Here is a 19939-nt window from a genome sequence, read left to right on the forward strand (position 1 = left end):
TGAGGTGCGGATCAATGAAGGCAGCACGGTTCCACGGGCAGAAAGACATCCGGATCGAAGAGATCCCTGAGCCCGAATTGCGGCCAGGAACAGTCAAGCTGAAGGTCGCATGGTGCGGAATCTGCGGCACCGATCTCCACGAGTACCTCGAGGGACCGATCTTCATCTCCGCACCGGGCCACCCGCATCCACTCTCACACGAGAATGCGCCGGTCACGATGGGCCACGAGTTCTCCGGCACCGTCGAAGAGGTCGGCGAAGGTGTCACGGACGTCGAGGTCGGTGAAAATGTTGTCGTCGAGCCGTACTTCGTCTGCAACGAGTGCGCCCCGTGCAAGGCGGGCAACTACCACCTGTGTACGAAGATGGGGTTCATCGGCTTGGCCGGCGGCGGTGGCGGACTCAGCGAGAAGGTCGTCGTCGACCGTCGCTGGATCCACAAGATCGGCAACATCCCGCTCGACGAGGCAGCTCTCATCGAACCGTTGAGCGTCGCCCATCACGCCGTCGTACGCAGTGGAGCCGAAAGCGGCAACGTCGCCATCGTGGGCGGAGCCGGACCGATCGGACTCCTCGTTGCGGCAGTCCTCAAGGGTCTGGGTGTCACGACGATCGTCACCGAACTCAGCGAGGCCCGCAAGGCCAAGGCCCTCTCCAGTGGAGTCGCCGACTACGTCATCGATCCCACCACCGAAGACGTCAAAGCGCGCGTCCTCGAACTCAGCGGAGGCATCGGCGCAGACATCGGTTTCGAGTGCGCAGGCGTCAACGCAGTACTCGACACCATGCTCGACACGGTCAGGCCTGCTGGAGTTGTTGTCAACGTGTCGATTTGGGGCAAGCCCGCGACCATTGACATGCAGAAGCTGGTCCTCAAGGAAATCGACCTACGCGGAACCATCGCGTACGTACGCGACCATGAAGCGGTCATCAAGATGGTCCAGGACGGTGTCGTCGATCTGGCGCCATTCATCACCGGTCGTATTCAGCTCGAAGAATTGATCTCCGAAGGATTCACCACTCTGATCGAGCACAACGACACTGCGGTCAAGATTCTCGTCAGGTCGTAACCGGACGGGGCACCTCCGGGCCCACCGCAGTCAGGGACCCAGGTGCCCGCCCTTTGCCCCATCCGATCTTCTCTCGGTAGCGGCCGATGTGATCGCCCTCGATCACATCGGCCGTTTCCAACGGCGTGGATTGCGGATGCACATACAGCGCATCCGTCGGGCAATATGCCTCACACATGAAGCAGGTCTGGCAATCCGATTGGCGCGCAATCACCGGGACGCCCGACGGCGTCCGATCGAAAACATCTGTAGGACAAACGTCTACGCACTTGTCGCAGCCGATGCAGTCAGGCGCAGAAACCAGCTCGATCATGACGCCACCAGTGCAAACCCGACAGATTCAGAAGTCCGGGTCCACACCGAATCCAAACCGCCGGTGAGGACGTGATGGTGCTGCGTCACATCGAGTTCGGGATAATCGTCCCGCTTGCTCATTCCCCGAGTCTCGGTCCGCGCCAACGTCGAGTGGTACATCCAGCGACCGACGGCCGTGATCGCGGCAGCCTGCCGCGCCGCCATCCGACCTGCTGGATCCGCGCCCAGATCCGCACTCACTGCACCCCACAGCGATTCGAGCTCACCGAGCGCTGCGGATACTCGATCACCGCTGCGGAGGTAGTTCTTGTCGAAGGGAATCAGCTGCGCCTGAGCAGCTTTCACCACATCGTCGGCAGCAAACCCGGTTCGTACCGGATTACGCAATCCGACGGTTCCGGCTCCGCGAAGACCACTGGTAGACCCACGTCCGACCGACAGCGCATAGCGCGCAGCACCGGTTCCCGCCCACGAACCAGAAGACATCGCCCACGCGGCGTTGTGACTTCCCCCGCCGGTAAACCCTCCGCAGATTCGCTCTCGGGTCGCGGCGTCCCCGGCGGCAAACAGTCCTGGAACGGATGACGCGCAATCGTCATCGACGACGTTGATTCCCCCAGTGCCGCGCACCGTGCCTTCAGCGAGCATGCCGACCTCGAATTTGTCGGTGAAGGGATCGATTCCGCGGCGATCGAATTGCAGGAAGAAGTTGGGTTGCCCCAGCCTCATTCGACGCTGTACATCAGCGTCGGCCCGATCGATCTGCGCGAAGACCGGCTCGTTCTGCAACGTGCTGGCGATGACGGACCTCCCCTTCGCCGAACCGGCCCCTTCGAGCACGCTTCCGTCTGCGTGAAAGAACGTCGCGTACGCGTAGTAAGCCGTCTTGGTGATCGTCGATCCGGCCGCCGCGATCCCGTACGCGTTCGAGAACTCCATCCCGGAGAACTCGGCTCCGACTTCCGCTGCCATCAATGCACCGTCACCGGTATCGACGTTGGTGCCCAGCGCACCGGACAGAAACGCACAACCTCCGCTGGCGACCACTACCGCGCCTGCCGAGACTCGGTAGTCCTGGTGTTCGTGGCGTTGGTAGCCCGCAGCTCCGCGAACTCGTCCTTCGCCGTCCACCAACAGCTCCAGCGCCGGCGAATGATCGAGGATCCGCACACCGGCTCGACGAATCCAGGTGCGCATCCGTCGCATGTACTCAGGTCCCTGCAAGCCGGTACGGATCTGCTTGCCCGTGCTGGGGTCGACGGGGAACGGATATCTGCCCTCCACCGCGAGGAGATCCATGTTGGAGTAGGTCTGCTCGAGGACGCGGTCCATCCAATGGTGGTCGGCAAGATATCCGCCGAGCGCCTCACGACCGGCCTTCGCCCGCTCACGGGCAGTCGTATCCGGTTCGACGTACCAAACACCTGTTCCGGAGGGGGCCGTTGCGCCGCTCGTTCCGCAGTAGCCCTTGTCGACCAGGACGACGTCTGCACCGGCTTTGGCCGCGCGCAACGCTGCCCACGCGCCGGCGGGACCACCACCGATCACCAATACATCGGTGGAGAGTTCGAGGACGTCCGTCACTGGCCAGCTCCTGTCAGAGGTCTACGCAACACTTCTGTTGCCGCAATATTCCTCGAACGAACTACCCAGCGCCACAGTCAGAATCACTGTGAACTCAACCGGTCACCATCGCATCAACAGATGTGCTACGACGCTTCCCGCTCCTCACCGGTGCACAACGCGGAATACTTGGCGAAGGCTTCCTGCAAGGTCAGCGATTTGCGTCGCTCGGTGATGTCGCGGGGCTTTCCCTGCGCGACACATCGACGCGCATGTTCGATCACAGCTTCACGTATGACGCTGGAAATGTCCGCGCCCGTGAGCTCTTGGAGGGTCTCTAGGGCCCTCAGTTCCTCTACGTCGAATCTCACCGTTACCGATCGTCTAGCCACGCTCAGGATGTTACTTGCGGGTACACCAAATTTGGTGAGTTACATATGCGTCGAGTCGAATATCTTTGGGCGCCAAAACCTTCGAATTCCGATCTACGTGGGTAAATAGTTTTCCACTCAGGGCACTCATGTAATGCAACGCACACAGTGCCATCCAGCGTGCCGACGGACACTGTCGCTGTCTATGCTTGCGAAACACTGCCTTCGATCGGAGATACATCGCGTGAGCATCGACCACATCGTTTCCGCAGTCGACGGCGATGCTGCCGAGCGAATCAAAACGGCCCTGACCCAGAGAGCCGCAACCTCGACGGACACGACCACGCTGGTGTTCGACGGCGTCCGGATCGAGATTCCACCGTCGGTCGGCGACGCCGTCGTGCAGCTCCTGACCTACCTCGCTGCCGGGGACAGCGTCGCCCTCGGGCCAGTCGCAGAGCTCCTCACCACCTCGCAGGCAGCAGAGATCCTCGGCGTTTCGGACACGTATGTGCGCAAACTCGCCGACGCCGGGAAACTCCCGATCGAACTACGCGGCACCCACCGCAGGTTCCGCCTCGACGACGTGATGGCTTACCGCGAGCAGTTCCCCAAACGCGCCTAGCTCTTCGCGTACATTCCTTCGATCTCTTTCGAGAACCGATCGACGACGACATTGCGCTTGATCTTGAGCGTCGCTGTCATCTCACCGTCTTCCTCGGTCAGATCGCGATCGAGAATGACGAACTTCTTGATCGACTCTGCATGTGAGACAGCGGCATTGGCGTCGTCGACGGCCTTCTGCAGCTCCGCTCGAAGGTCCTTGTCGTCACGTAGTTCGGCGACGGTGGCACCAGAAGGCTTGCCGTTCTCGGCCTTCCACTTCTCGAACACCTCGGGGTCGACGGTCAACAGCGCCGTGATGTAGGTCTTCCCGTCGCCGACGACGACTGCCTGCGAGACGATGGAATGCGAACGGATACGGTCTTCCATCGGGCCGGGCGAGACGTTCTTGCCGCCCGCCGTCACCAGAAGATCCTTCTTGCGTCCGGTGATGGAAAGGTAACCTTCGCTGTCGAGTTCACCGAGATCACCGGTTCGCATCCAGCCGTTGACGAATGTCTCTTCGGTGGCCTTGTCGTTCTTCCAGTATCCCTTGAAGACGACTCCACCGTTGAGTTCGATCTCGCCATCCTCGGCGATGCGAACCCCGTTGCCGCCCATCGGCTGTCCGACGGTTCCGATCTTCTGAGCACCCGGGACGTTGACGCAGTGCGCTGCTGTGGTTTCGGTGAGGCCATAGCCTTCGTAGATCGGAACTCCGAGCCCACGGAAGAAGTGCCCCAGTTCAGGAGTGAGGGCGCCGCCGCCGGAGATCGCGAACCAGCACTCGCCCCCGAGAGCCTCACGAAGCTTCGAGTACACGAGCTTGTCTGCCACTGCGTGCTTCGCCTTCAAGATCAGCGAGGGACCGCCCTTGTCGAGGGCTTGGCTATATTCCTTTGCAGTGACTTCTGCGAAAGCGAAGATCGCGCCCGGAATCTTTCCACCGGACTCCGCCTTGCGTGCTGCGCCGTCACGAACTTTTTCGAAGACACGCGGAACACCGAGGATGGTGTTGGGCTTGTAGCGCTCGAATTGAGTTGTAATGGTGGCGAAGTCGGACCAGTGTGCCTGCGAAGCGCCAGCTTCGAACGTCGCGAGGGAAACCGCGCGAGCCAGCACGTGAGCCAGCGGCAGGAAGGTCAGGACTCGGTTTCCCGGAACCGCCACCTTGCCGATCGATGCCGTGAGAATCCCGCGCACCTCGGACAGGAAGTTGCGGTGCGTGAGGATGCATCCCTTGGGACGGCCTGTCGTGCCGGAGGTGTAGACGAGTGACGCAAGATCGTCGGCCTTGATGCCCGCGAGTCGCTTCTTCAGCTCGGTGTCGTCAACGTCGGCACCCTGTGCGGTCAGCTTTTCGACTGCTCCGTCGTCGATCTGCATGACGGCCTTGAGAGAGCTTGGCGCGTCCTGGAACAGCTGCTCGTGCGCGCCGGTTTCGACGATCGCGATGACGGCCTCGGAGTCTTCGAGGATCCAGCTGACCTGCCCCTGAGACGACGAGTCGTAGATCGGAACGGTAGCCGCGCCGGCGGCCCAGATGGCGAAGTCGAACAGCGTCCACTCGTATCGGGTCGCAGAGAGGAGTGCGACGCGGTCGCCTGCCTGCACGCCAGCGGCGATGAGCCCGTTTGCGACGCCGGTGACCTGCTCGGCGAACTCTTTAGCCGTTACATCTACCCAACCCTCGCCCTTGGGTCGGGAGAACACCGTCAGATCTGGCGTGCGCTCGGCGTGAGTGAAGACGGTGTGCACCACAGACTCATTGTCGGAGATGGTGAACTGGGCTTTGGCGCTGTACTCACTCACAGGGTGTCATCTCCGTTGGTCTGCGATTCGATGCTGATTCTGAAGCGGTGGAGTGCGCGGGCGAATTCTGCGACCTCGGACTCGGTCCAATCGTGCAGCCTGCCGGCGACTTGGTCGAGCCGACGCGCGTCGGCGGCGTCGAGGTATTTGCGGCCAGCCTCCGTGAGGTGCAGCGGATTGCCCTGACGAACGGATCCCGGATCGGCATATACCCAGCCTGCCTCGATGCACCCGCGCACTTGGCGCGAGATGGTCGAGCGGTTGACGCCGAAGACTTCGGAGATCTCCGTGGCCTTGCATCCGTCATTGCGGCCGATGAAGGAGAGGAACGAATGCTGGGCGATCGACGGGTGGTCATCGGAATGCCGATCCCCCGTCATCAACTGCCGCGTCAGGTGCACCAGCTCGTCATGAACGGCTGGTGGACCGGTGAGCGCCATTGCTCCGTCGTGTTGCACTGGGCAACTATAACGCTGCCCCCAGTCCCGATTGCAATATGACCGCCGCCACCGACAAGAAGTCCGTCGGTGGCGGCGTGAAAAGTTAGACCAGATCCTCACCGTTGCGGCGAGCAGTTGCCCAATCCTTGAAGAATCCCTTGCTGATGACTCCCAGCACGACCAAGACCAACGCCGGCCAGATCAGAACATAAATGGTCAGTAGAGCTGTACTCATTCGTATCCCTTCCACTTGTCTCGACGGTTACTTTCCGGACGCTCCCACGGCAGAAAGCTCGTCATCGTCGAAGTCTCCGGTCCGCTGCTTGATCAGTTCGAAATCGAACGTCTCACGCTGATTGACGGACATCGCAAAGCACACGACGGTACTGACGGCATAGGCCACCAAAGATCCGCTGAGCGTTGGGTAGTCGTGGAGGAAGCCGATTGCGAACGGCGCGGACAGCACGATCGCCAGGCCACCGACGATCTGCGCAACCTTCAGGCCGAAGAATCCAAATGCCATGAGCCCCAGCACCACTCCGATACCGACAACGGCAACGATGTCGGAGAAGATCCCGAACATCCCATCCATCGGCACCCAACTGAATCGGACGGGCAAGAAGGCGGCAAGCGCCACCAGCACCGACACAGTGAAGGCCTTGTTGGTGACCTTTCCCCAATAGAAGCTCGCGATAACCGGGAACACCAGCGCGCCCCACAGCGCGCCGACGAACACCAACAGATCAAGAATGCTCAGTTGCAGACTTGCCAAGGAGATAGCCGCCGCCGTGGCAACTATCATCGTTACTCGGCCGATGAGCAGCATCCGTCGAGGGTTCGCATTGGCCTTGCCTGCGACGGCTTGGCCGTAAACGTCGGTCATCACGATGGACGAGAGCGCCGCAAGGTCCGAGTCTGCCGTCGATGACAGCGCGCCGATGATCATGACAAAGAAGACAGCCAGCAAAATTCCGGGCAGGTACGACGCGGCCATCTGCGGAATCAGATTGTTGACGTCACCATCCATCGGCTCGATTCCGAGGTATAGAGCGAGAACACCCAGCATTCCGACACCAATGACCGTTGCGCCGTATCCGACGGTTGCGGTGATGAAGGTGGGCTTGATCAGGTCTTCGTGGACCGCGAACAGACGTTGGGCAATGGTCTGGTTGCCGATTGCGTAGGCAAGAACTGCCGCGATGTACGGCGCGCCCTGCTCGAAGAAGGCAACGCTCGAGAAGAAGTTGCCCTGCTCAGCAGTAAGGTTGCCTGCCCCGGATTCGAAGGCTGCCGGGAACCCTGCCACAAAGAAGATGAACGGCACCAAAACCGCTACCGCACCGAGCATTCCGATCAGCTGAACGAAGTCGGTCAACACCGAAGCGCGGAAGCCCGACCACAACGTGTACAGCAAAACGCCCAGCGCAACGATGAACACACCCTGGATGAAGTTGAACGGCGAAAGCAACGCGATCAGCAGACCACCAGCGAGGAAGTTCGACATCAAACTGATGAGACTGCCGACGATATTGGAGCCCGCGAGCATCAGCTGACTCGAGCGTCCGTGCCGCGCGTACATGACCTCAGCCAGGGTGTGGGCTTTCGGCGCTACTTTGCGAATTCGCTGGCCGAACGGATAAATGAAGAGAATCATCAACGCGCCCCACAAACCGTAGTGAATGGGGCCGGAGATTCCGTAGGTGTAGCCAGAAGTGGCAGATGCGTACATCGACGACGCCCAAATCCAGGTGGCCGTCATGCTCGCGGCCGAAACACCAAATCCTAATTTGTTTCCGGCGGTCATAAAACCGTCGGCATTTTCCTGTTTCTTACCAATACGAAGAGAAATCAGAAATGTTCCACCATAAAAAGCAACAAGCAGTGAAACAATTACCAAGGTACTGAACTGGACCATGTCGGACCCCGTCACATGCCACATCCTTCGCACATAATCGGCAGAGCAAAGCACAAAACCCCTGTTCAGGATTTTTGCGCTTCGTTTCTGCACGCCCTCGGAGCGACCGCCATACCAACACCGGTCACATATTCAATTGACTAGCAACACGCACTTCGTCTTTTCGGAAACCCAACCTCCACAAAATAAATCTTCTGCGCAAGCTTTTGGCTCTACCACGCAATTCAACAACTGAGAATCGACCATAGCATGATGGCAATTTCGAACAAAAACTCCGATATTTTCCCACCCGAAAATATTCATGTTTCCGCCGCAGTAATATCGTGCGCTTCCAGCGCATATAACAACTCCGCATCGATTGAAATCGATGCTCGATTCGATCGCGTACCTACATCGACAGGACCATCCTGGCAAACCGTCGGCCCCACTCGGGATCGGCGGAAACATGCTGGTCCAGCGGATTGGAGACAATCGCCCCGATCATTCGCAGGTACACGAGAGTGTCTCGCACCATCCACGTCCAATCGTCGTCCCCGAGTCGTGTTCCGTCTGTTGCCGACCAACCCAATGCCGTGAGGCCTTCGATCATCACTTCACTACGTTCGGACTCCGACAAGCCGGCAGCCAACGTAAGGAACAGAATTCGGCCGGCTTCCTGCGCCAACTCACCCTTTCCCAACGGCATGGCCGTCACGATGTGACGCCACAGCTCGCCTTCATATGCAAGCACTGACGCGCCGAGTCGAGTCAGAATCAAAGTGCCTCGGAGTTTCCGGACAAATCCCAGTGTCTTGGCGGCTTCAACGAGTACTGCCAATTGCGAGTCACTCCCTGCCGTGACATCGATCCAGTCACTGCCCCAATCGAGTTCGTCTCGGGCGTCCGCAACATGGTCCGAAGGAAGTGCCCCGGACGCCGTCAAAACAATCCCACCACCTCGCGCGGAGTTCAGCAGCCACAGCAGTTGGCGGGTTGCTCCCTCACGCATCACCTCGAAATAGTTGTCATATCCGCCACGAAGCTCCGATTTGGCAACTGCGGCAAACAATTTCGGCGCGGAATGAACCGACAGGCGGCGCAAGAACTTCTCGAATACCGAGCTTCCCACAGGTGGTGACTTATGCAGTGCCACTGCAATGGTGACTGCTGCATTGGACTCTGCGGGAACAAAACGTTCGGGATCGAACAGTCCGGTACTCGCCTGCACGTTCAGGAACTCGCGATACCCGATCGGACCGCCAGAATCCTCCGGCGGGCACGCTCTCTCGCCGTCGAGACAGGATGGCTCAGAAATCGGCTGGTCTTCGACAATCTGCTCGAGAACCAACGTGTGACTCCACCTTGCGCGGGCATTGTACTCATAACGGACGTACTCCCCGACCGCGGTAACTGCCTCGTCGATCCGGACTTCGTCCTCACCAAACTCGTCTTCCTGGTATCCGTCGCGCTCGATCACCTCTGGCGCGATATACCGATCTGGGCCATTGTCCGTTGAATGATGGACACTCACCCACTGATGAGCGTGTTGATCTCCCCACCCCATCACCGCCTGCACAATCGAATGAAGTTGGTCCAGTTCGATATTCGACGGGACCGAAAACCGTCTCCAAATAGGCGGCGTGATGCAATCGAGTTCGATCCGCATGACAAAGTTCGCCACCTCCGGCCGTCGACGCTGATTCCGCATCTGCCTCGGCGTAAGGACCTTCATCTGGCTTTGGGTCGCTTGATATGCAGGTACCAAACGCAGATGTGAAGCTCGCCGAACTCGCTGACCCGTCATGTATGGAGGCTAGATCTACCTACCGACAGCCGAGATACTCACTGCCACAAGGTTGCCCGATTTGTCGGGGCTCGCATCTCGTCGCTGGTCGGCTGTCAAGTCCAGATCAACACGGACCTACCCAGGCATCTTTGATCATCCACTGCGCGGACAACAGTGTGCGCCGATTACCGTAGACCTGACAGCTACCGCACGAAAACAGTGCCCAGCGCCTGCTCGGACTGGCACAGAACATGAGGATCCATGAGCGACCACGACACGACCGCCGACCAGCCCCTCCACATCAACGGCGCAATTGCCTTGGTGACGGACGAGCGCGACGAATTGGTTCGCCTGTGCGTCCAGACCCTCGCCGAACTACTGGGTAGTGAGCCTGCCACCGATGACGACGGCGACATCGTCGTGCCGGTTCACGGATTTGTCGTCTACGTGACAGTTGCGGATGACGGCCCTCAGATCAACGTCTGGTCTTCGGTTCTGACCGGCCTCGGCAATCCCTCGCATGCTGCGACTCGACTGATCGAACTCGCGCAGGAATGGCCGCGCCTGCGCTTCGCCTTCAGCGGCGACCACCTACTGGTCTCCACGATGCTCGACGCCGATCCCTTCGCGCCGCAGCATCTGCTGAACCTGATCGACGAGGTTCACGACTTCACTCACGAACTCGACGACGATTTTGCTGAGTCCTTCGGCGGCACCCTCGACTGCGACGCCGATGACGACAGCTACGCCGGCGACTGCAATCCCGGCGGTTGCGGCGGTGACTGTGACTGTGCGTGCGGCGATGATGCAGACGGCGTCGACGGTGATCTTGGTATTACACAAGTTAAGTAGTCTGGCTCATCTTCGATCTGCTCCGCAGAGCGCTCGCTGGCGAAGTCACGAAGCGACATAGATCTGCGTGCGGTGCCAGTCCAGATAGACAACATCCGGACGCTCCGCCTTGTCCGGCAAGATCAATCGGTCTCTCAGAGGTGGCTTCCCGAGTGCGGCGCGAAGCGGACCTTCGATCTCCATATCGCTCTCGACGCCGGGCGCGTAATGGAGGTTCAAGTCCTCATCGACGGTGATGAGCCCCGTATCGAAGGCAATGTCATGTGTCGGACACGCGGTGAAGCCGTTGCGACGGTCAAGTCGCTCTTTGTCAGTGCTGTCTCGCCAGGGCTTGATATGGCTTGCAGTAAGGAGGCGCGGCCGGCGTCGGCCACCGATGTTCGCGCTAAGGCCACAGAACACGCAGCGGTGCTCGTGATTGCTGAGTACGCCAGCGGCGAACCGATGCTGGCCGATCCGAACCCTCGAGGTCAGCAATCGCTGGGTGGTCGCGATGGGGATATCTTTACGCTCGCTAGACCACTTTTCGAGCGACTGCTCCAAGGATCTCTCGATCTCACTTTGGACTAACTCTTCTTGTCCCGCCAACCACAGCGTTTCGCCGTTTTCCAATTCGAGGAAGTCTGGCAACGCATGTTCGTCAATTCCGTGGGAACGCGCCGACCGCAGAATTCGAAGGTATACGTCCTGCATCAACACGCTGTCCGAAAGCATCAACGACGCGACTTCGACCTCATATCGCCCGCCATGACTACGTGTTCCATCCAGGTTCGCCATCTTTGCGATAAAGCTCGTGGGCGGACGCTTGAACAAACTCGCAAGATGCTGGACCGGCATTCCCGCTCGATGTGCAGAAGAGCTACCGAACCGGCGATGGTCAACCAACAGCGATGCGCAGAGCGACAACACGACCTCGCTCGGAACGAACGGCACCTGTCGGCTTCCCTTCGGTACCTCCTGACGTGCGAGTACCGATTTCCACTGCGCCTCCAGCGCGGCGGGCGATGGGTCAAGAAACTCGGAGATCACCGAAGGTGCCACTATGCGCCTTCCTGGTAAGCGTCCAACCCGCAAGTTCACACACTAGCCGGCGCCGCGCGGAATCATTCGAAGCCACTCGTGTGGTATCGCCATCCACTGATGAAGGAGTCCGGCGAACCAGTGCGCCAATCTGGCGGCCCCAAGGACCACAACGGCGCGCTGAGAGAAGGAGCCCCTACCGGAACGCACTGCCCTTCGAGGTCAGTGCCTTCACCCGCTCGACGGTCCAGACCGCCAGCACATCGACCTTCCGTTTACGGCCGGTCTCCTTGTGCGTGTCGATCTCCTGCTCCGCGATGATGTCCTTGATCCCGTCTGCATCGAGGGCTGAAAGACGCTCCAGCAGCGCTGCTTCCCCATCGACCTTGAAGACATCGAACGGGTCGAAAGCCCCCGGCTCCCGCTTCACCTTCGGTACAGCAGCACGACGACGCGGCGCCGGCGCAGAAGCAGGTACCACAACGGCGGATCCATCCGACGGAACTACGAAAGCGCTTTCGATTGCCTTCGCGAAGCGCGGGGTACGGGCAGCTTCCTCTGCAACTACCTGAACCAGTTTGGCCAGCAACACCGATGCCGAGGCATTGGTTGCTCCCAACTTGAGGAGCGCTGCACCGGTTTCCTGCACCTGCACGCGACGACGCGCCTCATCGATACCCGCACTCATAGCTTCGCCTGCGCTTCCGTGAGAATGTTCTGCGTAATTGCACGCATCTGATCGAACTGACCTGCATTGCCGTACTTCACCTTCAAAGTGCTGTACGGGTGAAACTCCGCCGACGCGGCAATCTGATTCGACTCCGCGAGATACTCCGGCAATACGTGAGGGACGTTGGGATCGCGTCGAAGATTTCGCACAGTCGTGCGGTGCACCGCCGAGTTGGACTTGTACTTGGTGATCACCAACCCGAGTTCGAAGAGTTCACGGCCGAGTTCTTTGCCGAACTTCGCGATGTGCGTCTGGATCTGCGGAATGCCGTACGTGGAGAGCACATCCGGGATCGTGGGGATCACGTAGCCGTCAGCCATGGCCAATCCGTTGAGTGTGATCGGCCCGAGATTCGGCGGGCAATCGATCAGAACGTAGTCGTAGTACGGCATCACCGGGGCGACGGCATCCCTCAACAATTCAACCGGCTTGGTGGAGTTCCGATCAGCAACCCGAAGGGCACTGATCTCCTCCTGTAGCTCGATCAAATCGAGAGATGAGGGAAGCAGATCCACACCCGTCACTCGCTTGACCGGAGAAACTCCGCGCTGAATCGAGGCTTCAAGATCGAAGTTCGACGTGCCATCGACGGCGTCGCGGAAAATGGTTGCGCTGGTCAGCCCTTGCTTGTTGAGTTCGAGCCAGTGATCCTCACTGATCATCATCGTCGTCAGATTGATCTGCGCATCGAGGTCGATCAACAGCACGCGCTGACCGAATTCGAGCGACATGAACTCGGCCAACCCCGCGGTGATCGTCGTCTTACCGACGCCGCCCTTGAGGTTGATCGTCGCAATCGTCTTAGCCATCAGAACCCATTCCTGTCTCCCACCACAACACACCTAGTTCGCATCGACGATCGCCCCTGTCCCTGACTGCTTCACCCGAAAACCGATTCGCCCCAACGGCTCCGCCGCGTGCGGAAGCGCGTACGAGAACAACGTCGCAAAATCGCGCGAGTCCACGGGACCAGCCTGTGCCCGTTTCAACTGACGAGGAGCCGGATCGTTCGCCAATACCAGAATCAATGCACCGCGAGTCTTCCGATGAAGAGCACCCGCAAGCGGTCCACCGTTCTTCTTCGGGCTGCCCGCAATGTGCTCGATCGCATCGCGCTCACGGACGGCCGTACCGGTGAAACCTGTTCGGTACTCGCGTTCCTGACGCTTGCGATTGACGATCGGAAGTTTCTCGTGCCAACCCTTGATCTCGATCGGCTCCCGGGTCTTGGGGTACGGCAGCAGAACTGCAAAATCCTCGAGCAATCCGGATTCGATTGCGGTCGAAAGCGCTTCGCGGTGGGGACCGAAATCCCACCCGTTCGCCCACTCGAACTGGTCGACGGCCTCTAACACCACATGGGCAGGGACAATGCCGTATCGCGCAGTGAACGATCGCGAAACATCATCCTTGTCAACGAAATTGAAGGACCCTGTTTCGCCCAACGACTTCAATAATGGTGCAACCGCGTCGAAGTGCCGAGCGTTGATCGAACCGTCACCTCGCGGGGGCTGCATCGTGAAGCTGAAACTTTCACCGCCCATGCCTCGATAAACCAGATCGGCGTTGAACATCTTGTTTCGAGCCGTTGGCCTCAGCCACGGCAGCTGCTGAAACACCATCGGCGGCACATCGCGTGGAGTGACCCACGGTTCGCCCTTCTCGTTCACGCCGCTGAACCGAGTGAGCTCGTTCCGGAACTCCTGCTCGTCCCGAACGATCGCCTCGAACGCCTTGTACATGTCGTAGTCCGCGCCGGCGGGTCCGCCAACCGTGCGGCCGATGAACAGGCGCACCAAGTCTCGGTACCCGGGGCGGAATCCGAACCATCGTCCCATCTGCATCAATGTGTCAGCTTGGCCCGTTCGACGCGTATAATAAGTGATGGTCAGGCCCTCGACCGTGAAGCCGCGACTCAGCTTCGTGCCGCCGACCAGAATCTTCCACACGCCGCGTTCCTGGAAATCGAGGGAATCCTGTTTGTAGTCCTTCTCGGCCGCACCGTTGACCACGATAACGGGGCTGGTTCCCTCGGAAATCTTGTCGTAGGCAGCGCCGATGAATTCCTCCAACTCGGCAAACGAACCAGGATTCTCCAGTTCACTGCCCCGAGCCGCACTCACCACCGCAAAGTCTTCGGCCCAGAGCTTGTCCAGCCGGGAAAGACTCTTGGCCTGGCTGTATCCGGCCGATTTCCACAAGGCCTTGAAGTCGTCGGCTACGGCGTCATGCTCGGCCTGCTTCACCGATTCGTGCACCAGCATCGTGTGGTGCCGATACGGCTTGGCGCCCTTCGATTCCCGGAATAGCTTGATCGCCCCGGTCAGGACAAACGAGTCGAGCGCTCGCAACTGCTCGGCTGAGCGATCCTCGTCGCACTCGGCCCGGAGATCCCGTACGTACGCTTTCTGGTTCGAATTGGCCGGAGTCTTGTCGTCGTCTTCGAGATCGTCTAGATCGTGGAAGTCCGCACCACCCATGTACGGGCCGGGCCGCTCGAGACTGACGATGAAGTCCGAAGGAAAGACGTTGACGCTGTCTTCCGGATCGACAAACACATTGGCAAAAGGTGTTGCGGTGTAACCGATGTACTGGGCACGCTCGAGTAGACCGAGGATCTCGGCAATCTGACCGTTGATCGCCGTCCGCTCGACCTGCTCGGTTTTCATCTTCTTCGGATCGATCGTGTTCACCGATGCCTGATCGGCTTCGTCGTCGATGATCAGGGCAGGAATCTGATCGAGTTCGGTCGGCACTTTCTTCAGATCGGCCACCAGCTTCTTGAGGCTGGAGACGTTCTTCTTCACGACCGCGATGCGAATATTGCTGGGGTACAGATTCTTCGGATCATTCAGCGGAAGGGAGTGATCCACGGTTTCGAAGTGCAGTGCGCTCAGGCCCGCGAGCAGGCTCTTGTAGTCAAAGGTCGAGGTGGTGAGTCGACGGATAGCCGGGATTTCATTGGTCTTGTTCGGATCGATTTCGTGTTCGAGAAAGTTCCCGTCCCGCCAGTCCTCGTCGTTGGCGTAGTCGTCGTCCACACCGGCACTGATGTTTTGACGACCGACCAATTCCATGTCGAGGCGTCGCTGAGTCTGGCTCCGGAGAATCTCGATCGTGCCGGTCAACACGATGACCAAGCGGTACCCAGCGTCGATCGCCTTGGCCACCACGCCGCTGAAATTCGCCGTCTTCCCGCTCTGGACGTAGCCGACCACCAAACCTTTGGACTGATACGGCTCGGGCCGCGTCGGATCCGCAAGCCGGTGCACAACCTCAGTGGTTGCAATGTCCAGCTTTCCGATTGTCGCCTCGTCCCAGTTCTTGTCGGCTAGACCTCGCTTGTAAGCGCGCCAATAGAAGTCGTGCTCGCGGCGGCGTTCGGAGGTGTACCAGGGGTCCCACGGCTGCTGAGCCGCAATGACAACGGGCCCACCTTCGCGAGGGAAGTGCGCATCCATCTCGGCGTGGGCGTCGACCGGCAATCCCAACAAGTCGTAGATCCGAGCCCGCCGTTCCGGACTTTGCGGAACAGTCGAGCCTACCCACGTCTCAACACTTTCCGCATCCCACTGCCGTAGACGCGAGGTGAGCGCCGTTCGTACACCGACAGCACTCTCATCGAGGAACACATCGATGATGTCCGCGATGGTCAGGCCATCCGGATAGCTCGCTCGCAGGCGCGCGTTGACCGGGTAGAGCACGTTCTCGGGCGGAAACCCGTCACCGAGTTCACGCGCAACCGCACGGAATACTTCATCACTCACTGCACTACCTGCTCCCGGTGCGCTGCCACTGCGGAAATCAACACTTCCTGCCACGCCTGCATCTTTTCCCTCTGACGAGCGCCGATTCTCGTTCCTTCGAACATCTCACTCACCAACAGGAAGACAAGCGTCTTGAGCACCGGAGCATCAGCCGGGTCGAGACTGCGACGTCCGAGCAGATCACGCCGAAAACGCGCATTGATCCACAAAGTCCGAGTCTTGAGGTCAACTTCGAAGAACTGATCACGCGCCAAGGCTCGCCAACCCACAGCAACAGGATCATCACCGACGCTGAATTCGAAGGCGTCGCTGAAGGAATCGAGCACGTCTTCCGGAAAGCCGGATGCCGGCTCGATGACGCTGATCGGCCGAGGTGCAGAACTTCGGGCTGCCCGCACGACGCGCTCGGCATCGGTCAGATACGAACGGAATCCACCGTTGCAATCCGTGAAGACGGCCCCGTCGACGGCAGCCGACGCAGTGGCGTCGAGCGTCACCCCCGATTTCTCGGGATTGATGGTGATGTGCTGCAGCAGAGAATCGTTCAGATCGACAGCAATTCGTGCCAATCCGTAGTCCGGTCGGCCCCGCACTATCGCGTTCCAGCCGCCGATCTGCAGGAGTCGATCGTGCCGATAGAAGTAGAGCCCCTGCTGGTCGCGGCCGGGGGCGCCGTGGATGCGAAATTCCGGTGCATTGCTCCGGGCGGGCCACATGTGAGCTTCGGCGGTTACTGTGGCACCGGCGATCGACACGGTAAGTGTCCGAGGGTAGTTGGGGTCGCCGGTGCGCGGATACCGGAACGGGTCGATGGCACTGACTGTGCGCAGCGCGCCGGCGCGTCCCGCTTCGACGTCGAAGACATCCACAGTCAGAGCGATCCGGCCGGATTCGATGAGACGGTGAAATACGACGCCGAGGTGACTGCGCACGTCGTTGATGGTCTGTTCGAGCCAGCTGGTCTGCTCGTCCGCGTGCGCGGACATGAGAAATGTTGTGATGCCGCGCCATTCGACAACAGTTCCGGTGTCGAAGGGAAAGCGGGGCGTGACTGCGTCGAAGAATTCTTCGGCTTGCCGGTCCTCGATCACCGAAACTGACTGACGCCCCTGCACTGAGGCCGAGTCGATCTCGCGGCCCTGCGTCGGGTGCCCGGACTTTCGAGACCACACTCGGAGCAACCGAGCCTGACTCAACGACGCCGCCTTCATCCCTACACCGAAATGACCCAGGTCCCCGGCGGCATAGTCGCGTCGGCGGCCGTAGGTCATCGCGGAATCAATGGTGTCACTGTCCATGCCGGAGCCGTTGTCGATCACCATCATCGACACGATCCGTGTGCCGTCCTGAACGAACCTGATCAGCACGTGGGAGGCCTCGGCGTCGAGGCTGTTGTCGATCAGATCGGCGAGCGCTGTCGCGATGGTGTGGTGCAAGCCGATGGCGCCGGCGAGGGACTCGTCCGCAGCAAGGATCTTGGTGCCCACTATGCGGGTGTCCGCGACGTCAGTCATGGGATGCATCCTTACCCTCTACCTCGTCGATTTCGGATGCTTCGCCGCGCCTCCATGCCGCCTCCAGGAAGTCCAAAACCACGTCTTCACCACGATCTTCGTACGCGCGCAGTATCTTTCGTGGACGGTCTTCGCCGTCCAGACACACGGCTTCGGCGAGAATCCGCACCACATGTCTCTCGGCAGTTCGCAATGGCTCGCGATTGCCAACCTCTGCGAGTGCCTGACGTAGTGGGTCGATGTCAGAGTGGACAATCGCCGGTCGGACCACGCGGAAGGTTCCGTCTTGCCACAGCTCGAGCAACACGTCTTCGCCCTCGACAGCGGAGAGTTCACGCAGGAATCGGCGGATAGTGCCGAACGTCGGCTGCGCTCCGGTCCACCGAACTGCTTGAACGCCGAGGTGGCTCTCCAACTCGATGGTCTCACCGCGAACACAGCCCGCAGCGACCGCAACACCGGCGGGCACCGCAAACCCGGAACCCCGTAGATGATCGGAGGTCACGGTCAGTCGATACCGCCACGTACTACCTGACCGGTACAGGCGGCGAGTCAACTCTGGCGTCTTCGCAGTTTTACGTGTCCGCTTGCGCCGGACGATCCCGTCACCACCAATGTTGAACTCACTGGCTTCTTCAGCCTCTCCCGAAGAAACCGATTCCTCCCCAACGGAATCCGCGCTTCCCCAGGCGTGCAGCCGCCACACTGCGCCGTCGAGCGCCACGCGATCGTCGGCCTCGAGCGCGCGCTCGATCGACCGGTCACTGCGATCGGACTTCAGCAACTCCACAAGCTCGACGACGGACTTCGGCGATCCGACGGCTTCGAGCGCGCCGACTGCCAGATCGGAGATCCGACGCGCACGCGTCAGCGCAGAATCCGCCACTACGACAACGCCGCACCACGCAAGCCACTTCTCCAGTTCGCCGCGTGACATCGACACAACTTCGGCGACGTCGTCGAGTGCAACCACACCGTTGGGGGACTCAAAGTCTTCCAGCAAGGTCTGAGTGCGTTTCTTGGCCGCCGCGACGCCCGGAGCGGCTGCCCAACCGTCAGTCACCTCGAAGTAGTCGTCGAGACGGTCCAGAACCAACCACAGCGGAACTCCGTAACCAGGCACCTCCGCCGCGATGCTCGGATGCACGTCGAGGAGGCGATCAAGCGAAGCTACCGGCTGAATCTCGACGCGCAGGCTGGCAAGCAGGTTCCCCACGGCTGTCCCGAATCCGCACGCCGCGTTGAGTTTGGCTTTCACGTCGGCCTCGATCTGCCCGACCCGCCCCGAGCCCACTCCGAGCTTGGCTCCGATCGCTCCCCTACGCTGCGGCACTCGCGCTACGATCCGCTCACGCAACACCAACGACTCCCGCTCGTCCAACTGGGAGAAGAGATTGTCGATTTCGTCCATCGCGTCGGTACGGTCGGTGTCGGGCAAGTCGTTCGGCGTCAGAGCCGAGATCCGGGCGGCGACTTCCTGAATCGAGGCCGGAGATTCGTCGTCGATCTCGACGGTGACGAGTGGTCTGCTGTCCTGACCTCGGACCCGTCGCCACATAGCAAGCTGAGCGAGATCGTCGAGCAGCGCTGTGATCGCGGGTGGGGCACCTGCTTCCTCATTGGCCTCGACGCGGGCGAGCGGAGTCGTCATGACCGCACAGACCAACAGGTTGAGCACTATGTCGTGCACCGTCTGTTCGCTCGTTCCGCGCACGCCGAAGATCTCAGCGGTCGTGTGCATCAGCAGTCCGCCGATTGCTTTGTCGGTGGTGAGCCGAGACAGTGCAGTCACTGCGCGAGTATCGAGACTCAACACCTCCAGCGGGAGATCTTCACCAAGTAGCGGAAAGCTCGCTCTCAATACCGCTGCCGCGTGGTGAGCGATGTAGAGGGACGCCAGCTCGGAGAGAACCTTCTCGAGATCGACCTCGAGAACAGTGAACGACGGCGCTTCGCTGAACCACCAATCAGGTGACGGTGCCAGCGGCTCGAGCAGCGCAGCACGATCGGATACGTAGTCGTCCAGCCAAGGAAACAGATCGACCCACAGCGTCTGACTCAGCTCGTTCGCGGGAAGCGAGTTCACACCCAACGTCAACGCACTACTCCCACTCACGGATACCTTCATTGCGGTCAAAACCGACCGCGATGTCGGTAACAAGTTACTGCAGCTCGTGAGCGGTCGCAGCGCCGGACCCGCTT

17 protein-coding genes are annotated in these 19939 nt (G+C 60.1%); 3 read left to right on the top strand and 14 right to left on the bottom strand.

Features of this window, described 5'->3' with window-relative positions; translation table 11 throughout:
• Positions 1 to 14 precede the first annotated feature (14 nt).
• On the top strand, positions 15 to 1070 hold the full coding sequence (locus KTR60_RS19195) for a 2,3-butanediol dehydrogenase (RefSeq protein ID WP_003941279.1): 1056 nt from the start codon (positions 15 to 17) through the stop codon (positions 1068 to 1070).
• Here KTR60_RS19195 and KTR60_RS19200 read toward each other — a convergent pair.
• The 3 genes from KTR60_RS19200 to KTR60_RS19210 all read right to left on the bottom strand — a co-directional run bounded on the left by KTR60_RS19200 (position 1060) and on the right by KTR60_RS19210 (position 3340).
• Positions 1060 to 1383 carry a 4Fe-4S dicluster domain-containing protein gene (locus KTR60_RS19200; RefSeq protein WP_080712758.1) on the bottom strand — a complete coding sequence of 108 codons (324 nt, stop codon included), beginning with the start codon at positions 1381 to 1383 and terminating at the stop codon, positions 1060 to 1062. The genes KTR60_RS19195 and KTR60_RS19200 overlap by 11 nt on opposite strands.
• Entirely contained in the window at positions 1380 to 2969 is a 1590-nt protein-coding gene (locus KTR60_RS19205; RefSeq protein ID WP_047270239.1) for an FAD-dependent oxidoreductase, read from the bottom strand. Before KTR60_RS19205 ends, KTR60_RS19200 begins: the two co-directional genes overlap by 4 nt.
• Before the next feature lie 125 nt (positions 2970 to 3094).
• Positions 3095 to 3340: a hypothetical protein gene (locus tag KTR60_RS19210; RefSeq protein WP_228401157.1), complete on the bottom strand. Its 246-nt coding sequence runs from the start codon at positions 3338 to 3340 to the stop codon at positions 3095 to 3097.
• A 223-nt stretch (positions 3341 to 3563) separates the two neighbouring features.
• On the opposite strand from KTR60_RS19210, the gene KTR60_RS19215 reads away from it, so the two are divergent.
• Complete coding sequence (locus tag KTR60_RS19215; protein WP_007726046.1) at positions 3564 to 3944, top strand: helix-turn-helix domain-containing protein; 381 nt, start codon at positions 3564 to 3566, stop codon at positions 3942 to 3944.
• Here the strand turns inward: KTR60_RS19215 and KTR60_RS19220 are convergent.
• The 5 genes from KTR60_RS19220 to KTR60_RS19240 all read right to left on the bottom strand — a co-directional run bounded on the left by KTR60_RS19220 (position 3941) and on the right by KTR60_RS19240 (position 9776).
• Complete coding sequence (locus KTR60_RS19220; RefSeq protein ID WP_165639726.1) at positions 3941 to 5734, bottom strand: AMP-dependent synthetase/ligase; 1794 nt, start codon at positions 5732 to 5734, stop codon at positions 3941 to 3943. The genes KTR60_RS19215 and KTR60_RS19220 overlap by 4 nt on opposite strands.
• Positions 5731 to 6192, bottom strand: coding sequence for a MarR family winged helix-turn-helix transcriptional regulator (locus KTR60_RS19225; RefSeq protein WP_158646339.1), 462 nt, complete (start codon positions 6190 to 6192; stop codon positions 5731 to 5733). The genes KTR60_RS19220 and KTR60_RS19225 overlap by 4 nt, the downstream gene beginning before the upstream one ends.
• Positions 6193 to 6277: 85 nt before the next feature.
• Positions 6278 to 6409, bottom strand: coding sequence for a putative transporter small subunit (locus KTR60_RS19230; RefSeq protein WP_003941363.1), 132 nt, complete (start codon positions 6407 to 6409; stop codon positions 6278 to 6280).
• Between the two features lie 27 nt (positions 6410 to 6436).
• Positions 6437 to 8089, bottom strand: coding sequence for a sodium:solute symporter family protein (locus KTR60_RS19235; RefSeq protein ID WP_416309282.1), 1653 nt, complete (start codon positions 8087 to 8089; stop codon positions 6437 to 6439).
• A 388-nt stretch (positions 8090 to 8477) separates the two neighbouring features.
• A complete protein-coding gene (locus KTR60_RS19240; protein ID WP_228402293.1) occupies positions 8478 to 9776 on the bottom strand; it encodes a plasmid pRiA4b ORF-3 family protein in 1299 nt (432 codons plus the stop codon).
• Between the two features lie 339 nt (positions 9777 to 10115).
• On the opposite strand from KTR60_RS19240, the gene KTR60_RS19245 reads away from it, so the two are divergent.
• Positions 10116 to 10706: a T3SS (YopN, CesT) and YbjN peptide-binding chaperone 1 gene (locus tag KTR60_RS19245; RefSeq protein ID WP_064074713.1), complete on the top strand. Its 591-nt coding sequence runs from the start codon at positions 10116 to 10118 to the stop codon at positions 10704 to 10706.
• Positions 10707 to 10751: 45 nt separating this feature from the next.
• On the opposite strand, the gene KTR60_RS19250 is transcribed toward KTR60_RS19245, so the two are convergent.
• The 6 genes from KTR60_RS19250 to KTR60_RS19275 form a co-directional block, all read right to left on the bottom strand.
• Positions 10752 to 11747: an HNH endonuclease gene (locus tag KTR60_RS19250; protein WP_054825839.1), complete on the bottom strand. Its 996-nt coding sequence runs from the start codon at positions 11745 to 11747 to the stop codon at positions 10752 to 10754.
• Between the two features lie 175 nt (positions 11748 to 11922).
• Positions 11923 to 12414 (bottom strand): hypothetical protein, encoded by a 492-nt coding sequence (locus KTR60_RS19255; RefSeq protein WP_064074712.1) that lies wholly within the window; start codon positions 12412 to 12414, stop codon positions 11923 to 11925.
• Positions 12411 to 13265 (bottom strand): ParA family protein, encoded by an 855-nt coding sequence (locus tag KTR60_RS19260; RefSeq protein WP_003940667.1) that lies wholly within the window; start codon positions 13263 to 13265, stop codon positions 12411 to 12413. The genes KTR60_RS19255 and KTR60_RS19260 overlap by 4 nt, the downstream gene beginning before the upstream one ends.
• A 33-nt stretch (positions 13266 to 13298) precedes the next feature.
• On the bottom strand, positions 13299 to 16223 hold the full coding sequence (locus tag KTR60_RS19265; RefSeq protein WP_058227724.1) for a Z1 domain-containing protein: 2925 nt from the start codon (positions 16221 to 16223) through the stop codon (positions 13299 to 13301).
• Complete coding sequence (locus KTR60_RS19270) at positions 16220 to 17737, bottom strand: ATP-binding protein (RefSeq protein WP_007729274.1); 1518 nt, start codon at positions 17735 to 17737, stop codon at positions 16220 to 16222. Before KTR60_RS19270 ends, KTR60_RS19265 begins: the two co-directional genes overlap by 4 nt.
• Positions 17730 to 19853 (bottom strand): hypothetical protein, encoded by a 2124-nt coding sequence (locus KTR60_RS19275; protein ID WP_228401159.1) that lies wholly within the window; start codon positions 19851 to 19853, stop codon positions 17730 to 17732. Before KTR60_RS19275 ends, KTR60_RS19270 begins: the two co-directional genes overlap by 8 nt.
• Positions 19854 to 19939 lie beyond the last annotated feature (86 nt).

It is taken from the genome of Rhodococcus sp. C1 (genome assembly GCF_020809065.1).
In the GTDB taxonomy this organism is placed as follows: domain Bacteria; phylum Actinomycetota; class Actinomycetes; order Mycobacteriales; family Mycobacteriaceae; genus Rhodococcus_F; species Rhodococcus_F qingshengii.

Excerpts from the sequence above, each read along its gene's own strand:
- KTR60_RS19240 (WP_228402293.1), bottom strand. The coding sequence starts at position 9,776 with ATGCGGAATCAGCGTCGACGGCCGGAGGTGGCGAACTTTGTCATGCGG.
- KTR60_RS19270 (WP_007729274.1), bottom strand. The coding sequence starts at position 17,737 with ATGACTGACGTCGCGGACACCCGCATAGTGGGCACCAAGATCCTTGCT.
- KTR60_RS19245 (WP_064074713.1), top strand. The coding sequence starts at position 10,116 with ATGAGCGACCACGACACGACCGCCGACCAGCCCCTCCACATCAACGGC.
- KTR60_RS19235 (WP_416309282.1), bottom strand. The coding sequence starts at position 8,089 with ATGGTCCAGTTCAGTACCTTGGTAATTGTTTCACTGCTTGTTGCTTTT.
- KTR60_RS19255 (WP_064074712.1), bottom strand. The coding sequence starts at position 12,414 with ATGAGTGCGGGTATCGATGAGGCGCGTCGTCGCGTGCAGGTGCAGGAA.
- KTR60_RS19230 (WP_003941363.1), bottom strand. The coding sequence starts at position 6,409 with ATGAGTACAGCTCTACTGACCATTTATGTTCTGATCTGGCCGGCGTTG.
- KTR60_RS19260 (WP_003940667.1), bottom strand. The coding sequence starts at position 13,265 with ATGGCTAAGACGATTGCGACGATCAACCTCAAGGGCGGCGTCGGTAAG.
- KTR60_RS19195 (WP_003941279.1), top strand. The coding sequence starts at position 15 with ATGAAGGCAGCACGGTTCCACGGGCAGAAAGACATCCGGATCGAAGAG.
- KTR60_RS19200 (WP_080712758.1), bottom strand. The coding sequence starts at position 1,383 with ATGATCGAGCTGGTTTCTGCGCCTGACTGCATCGGCTGCGACAAGTGC.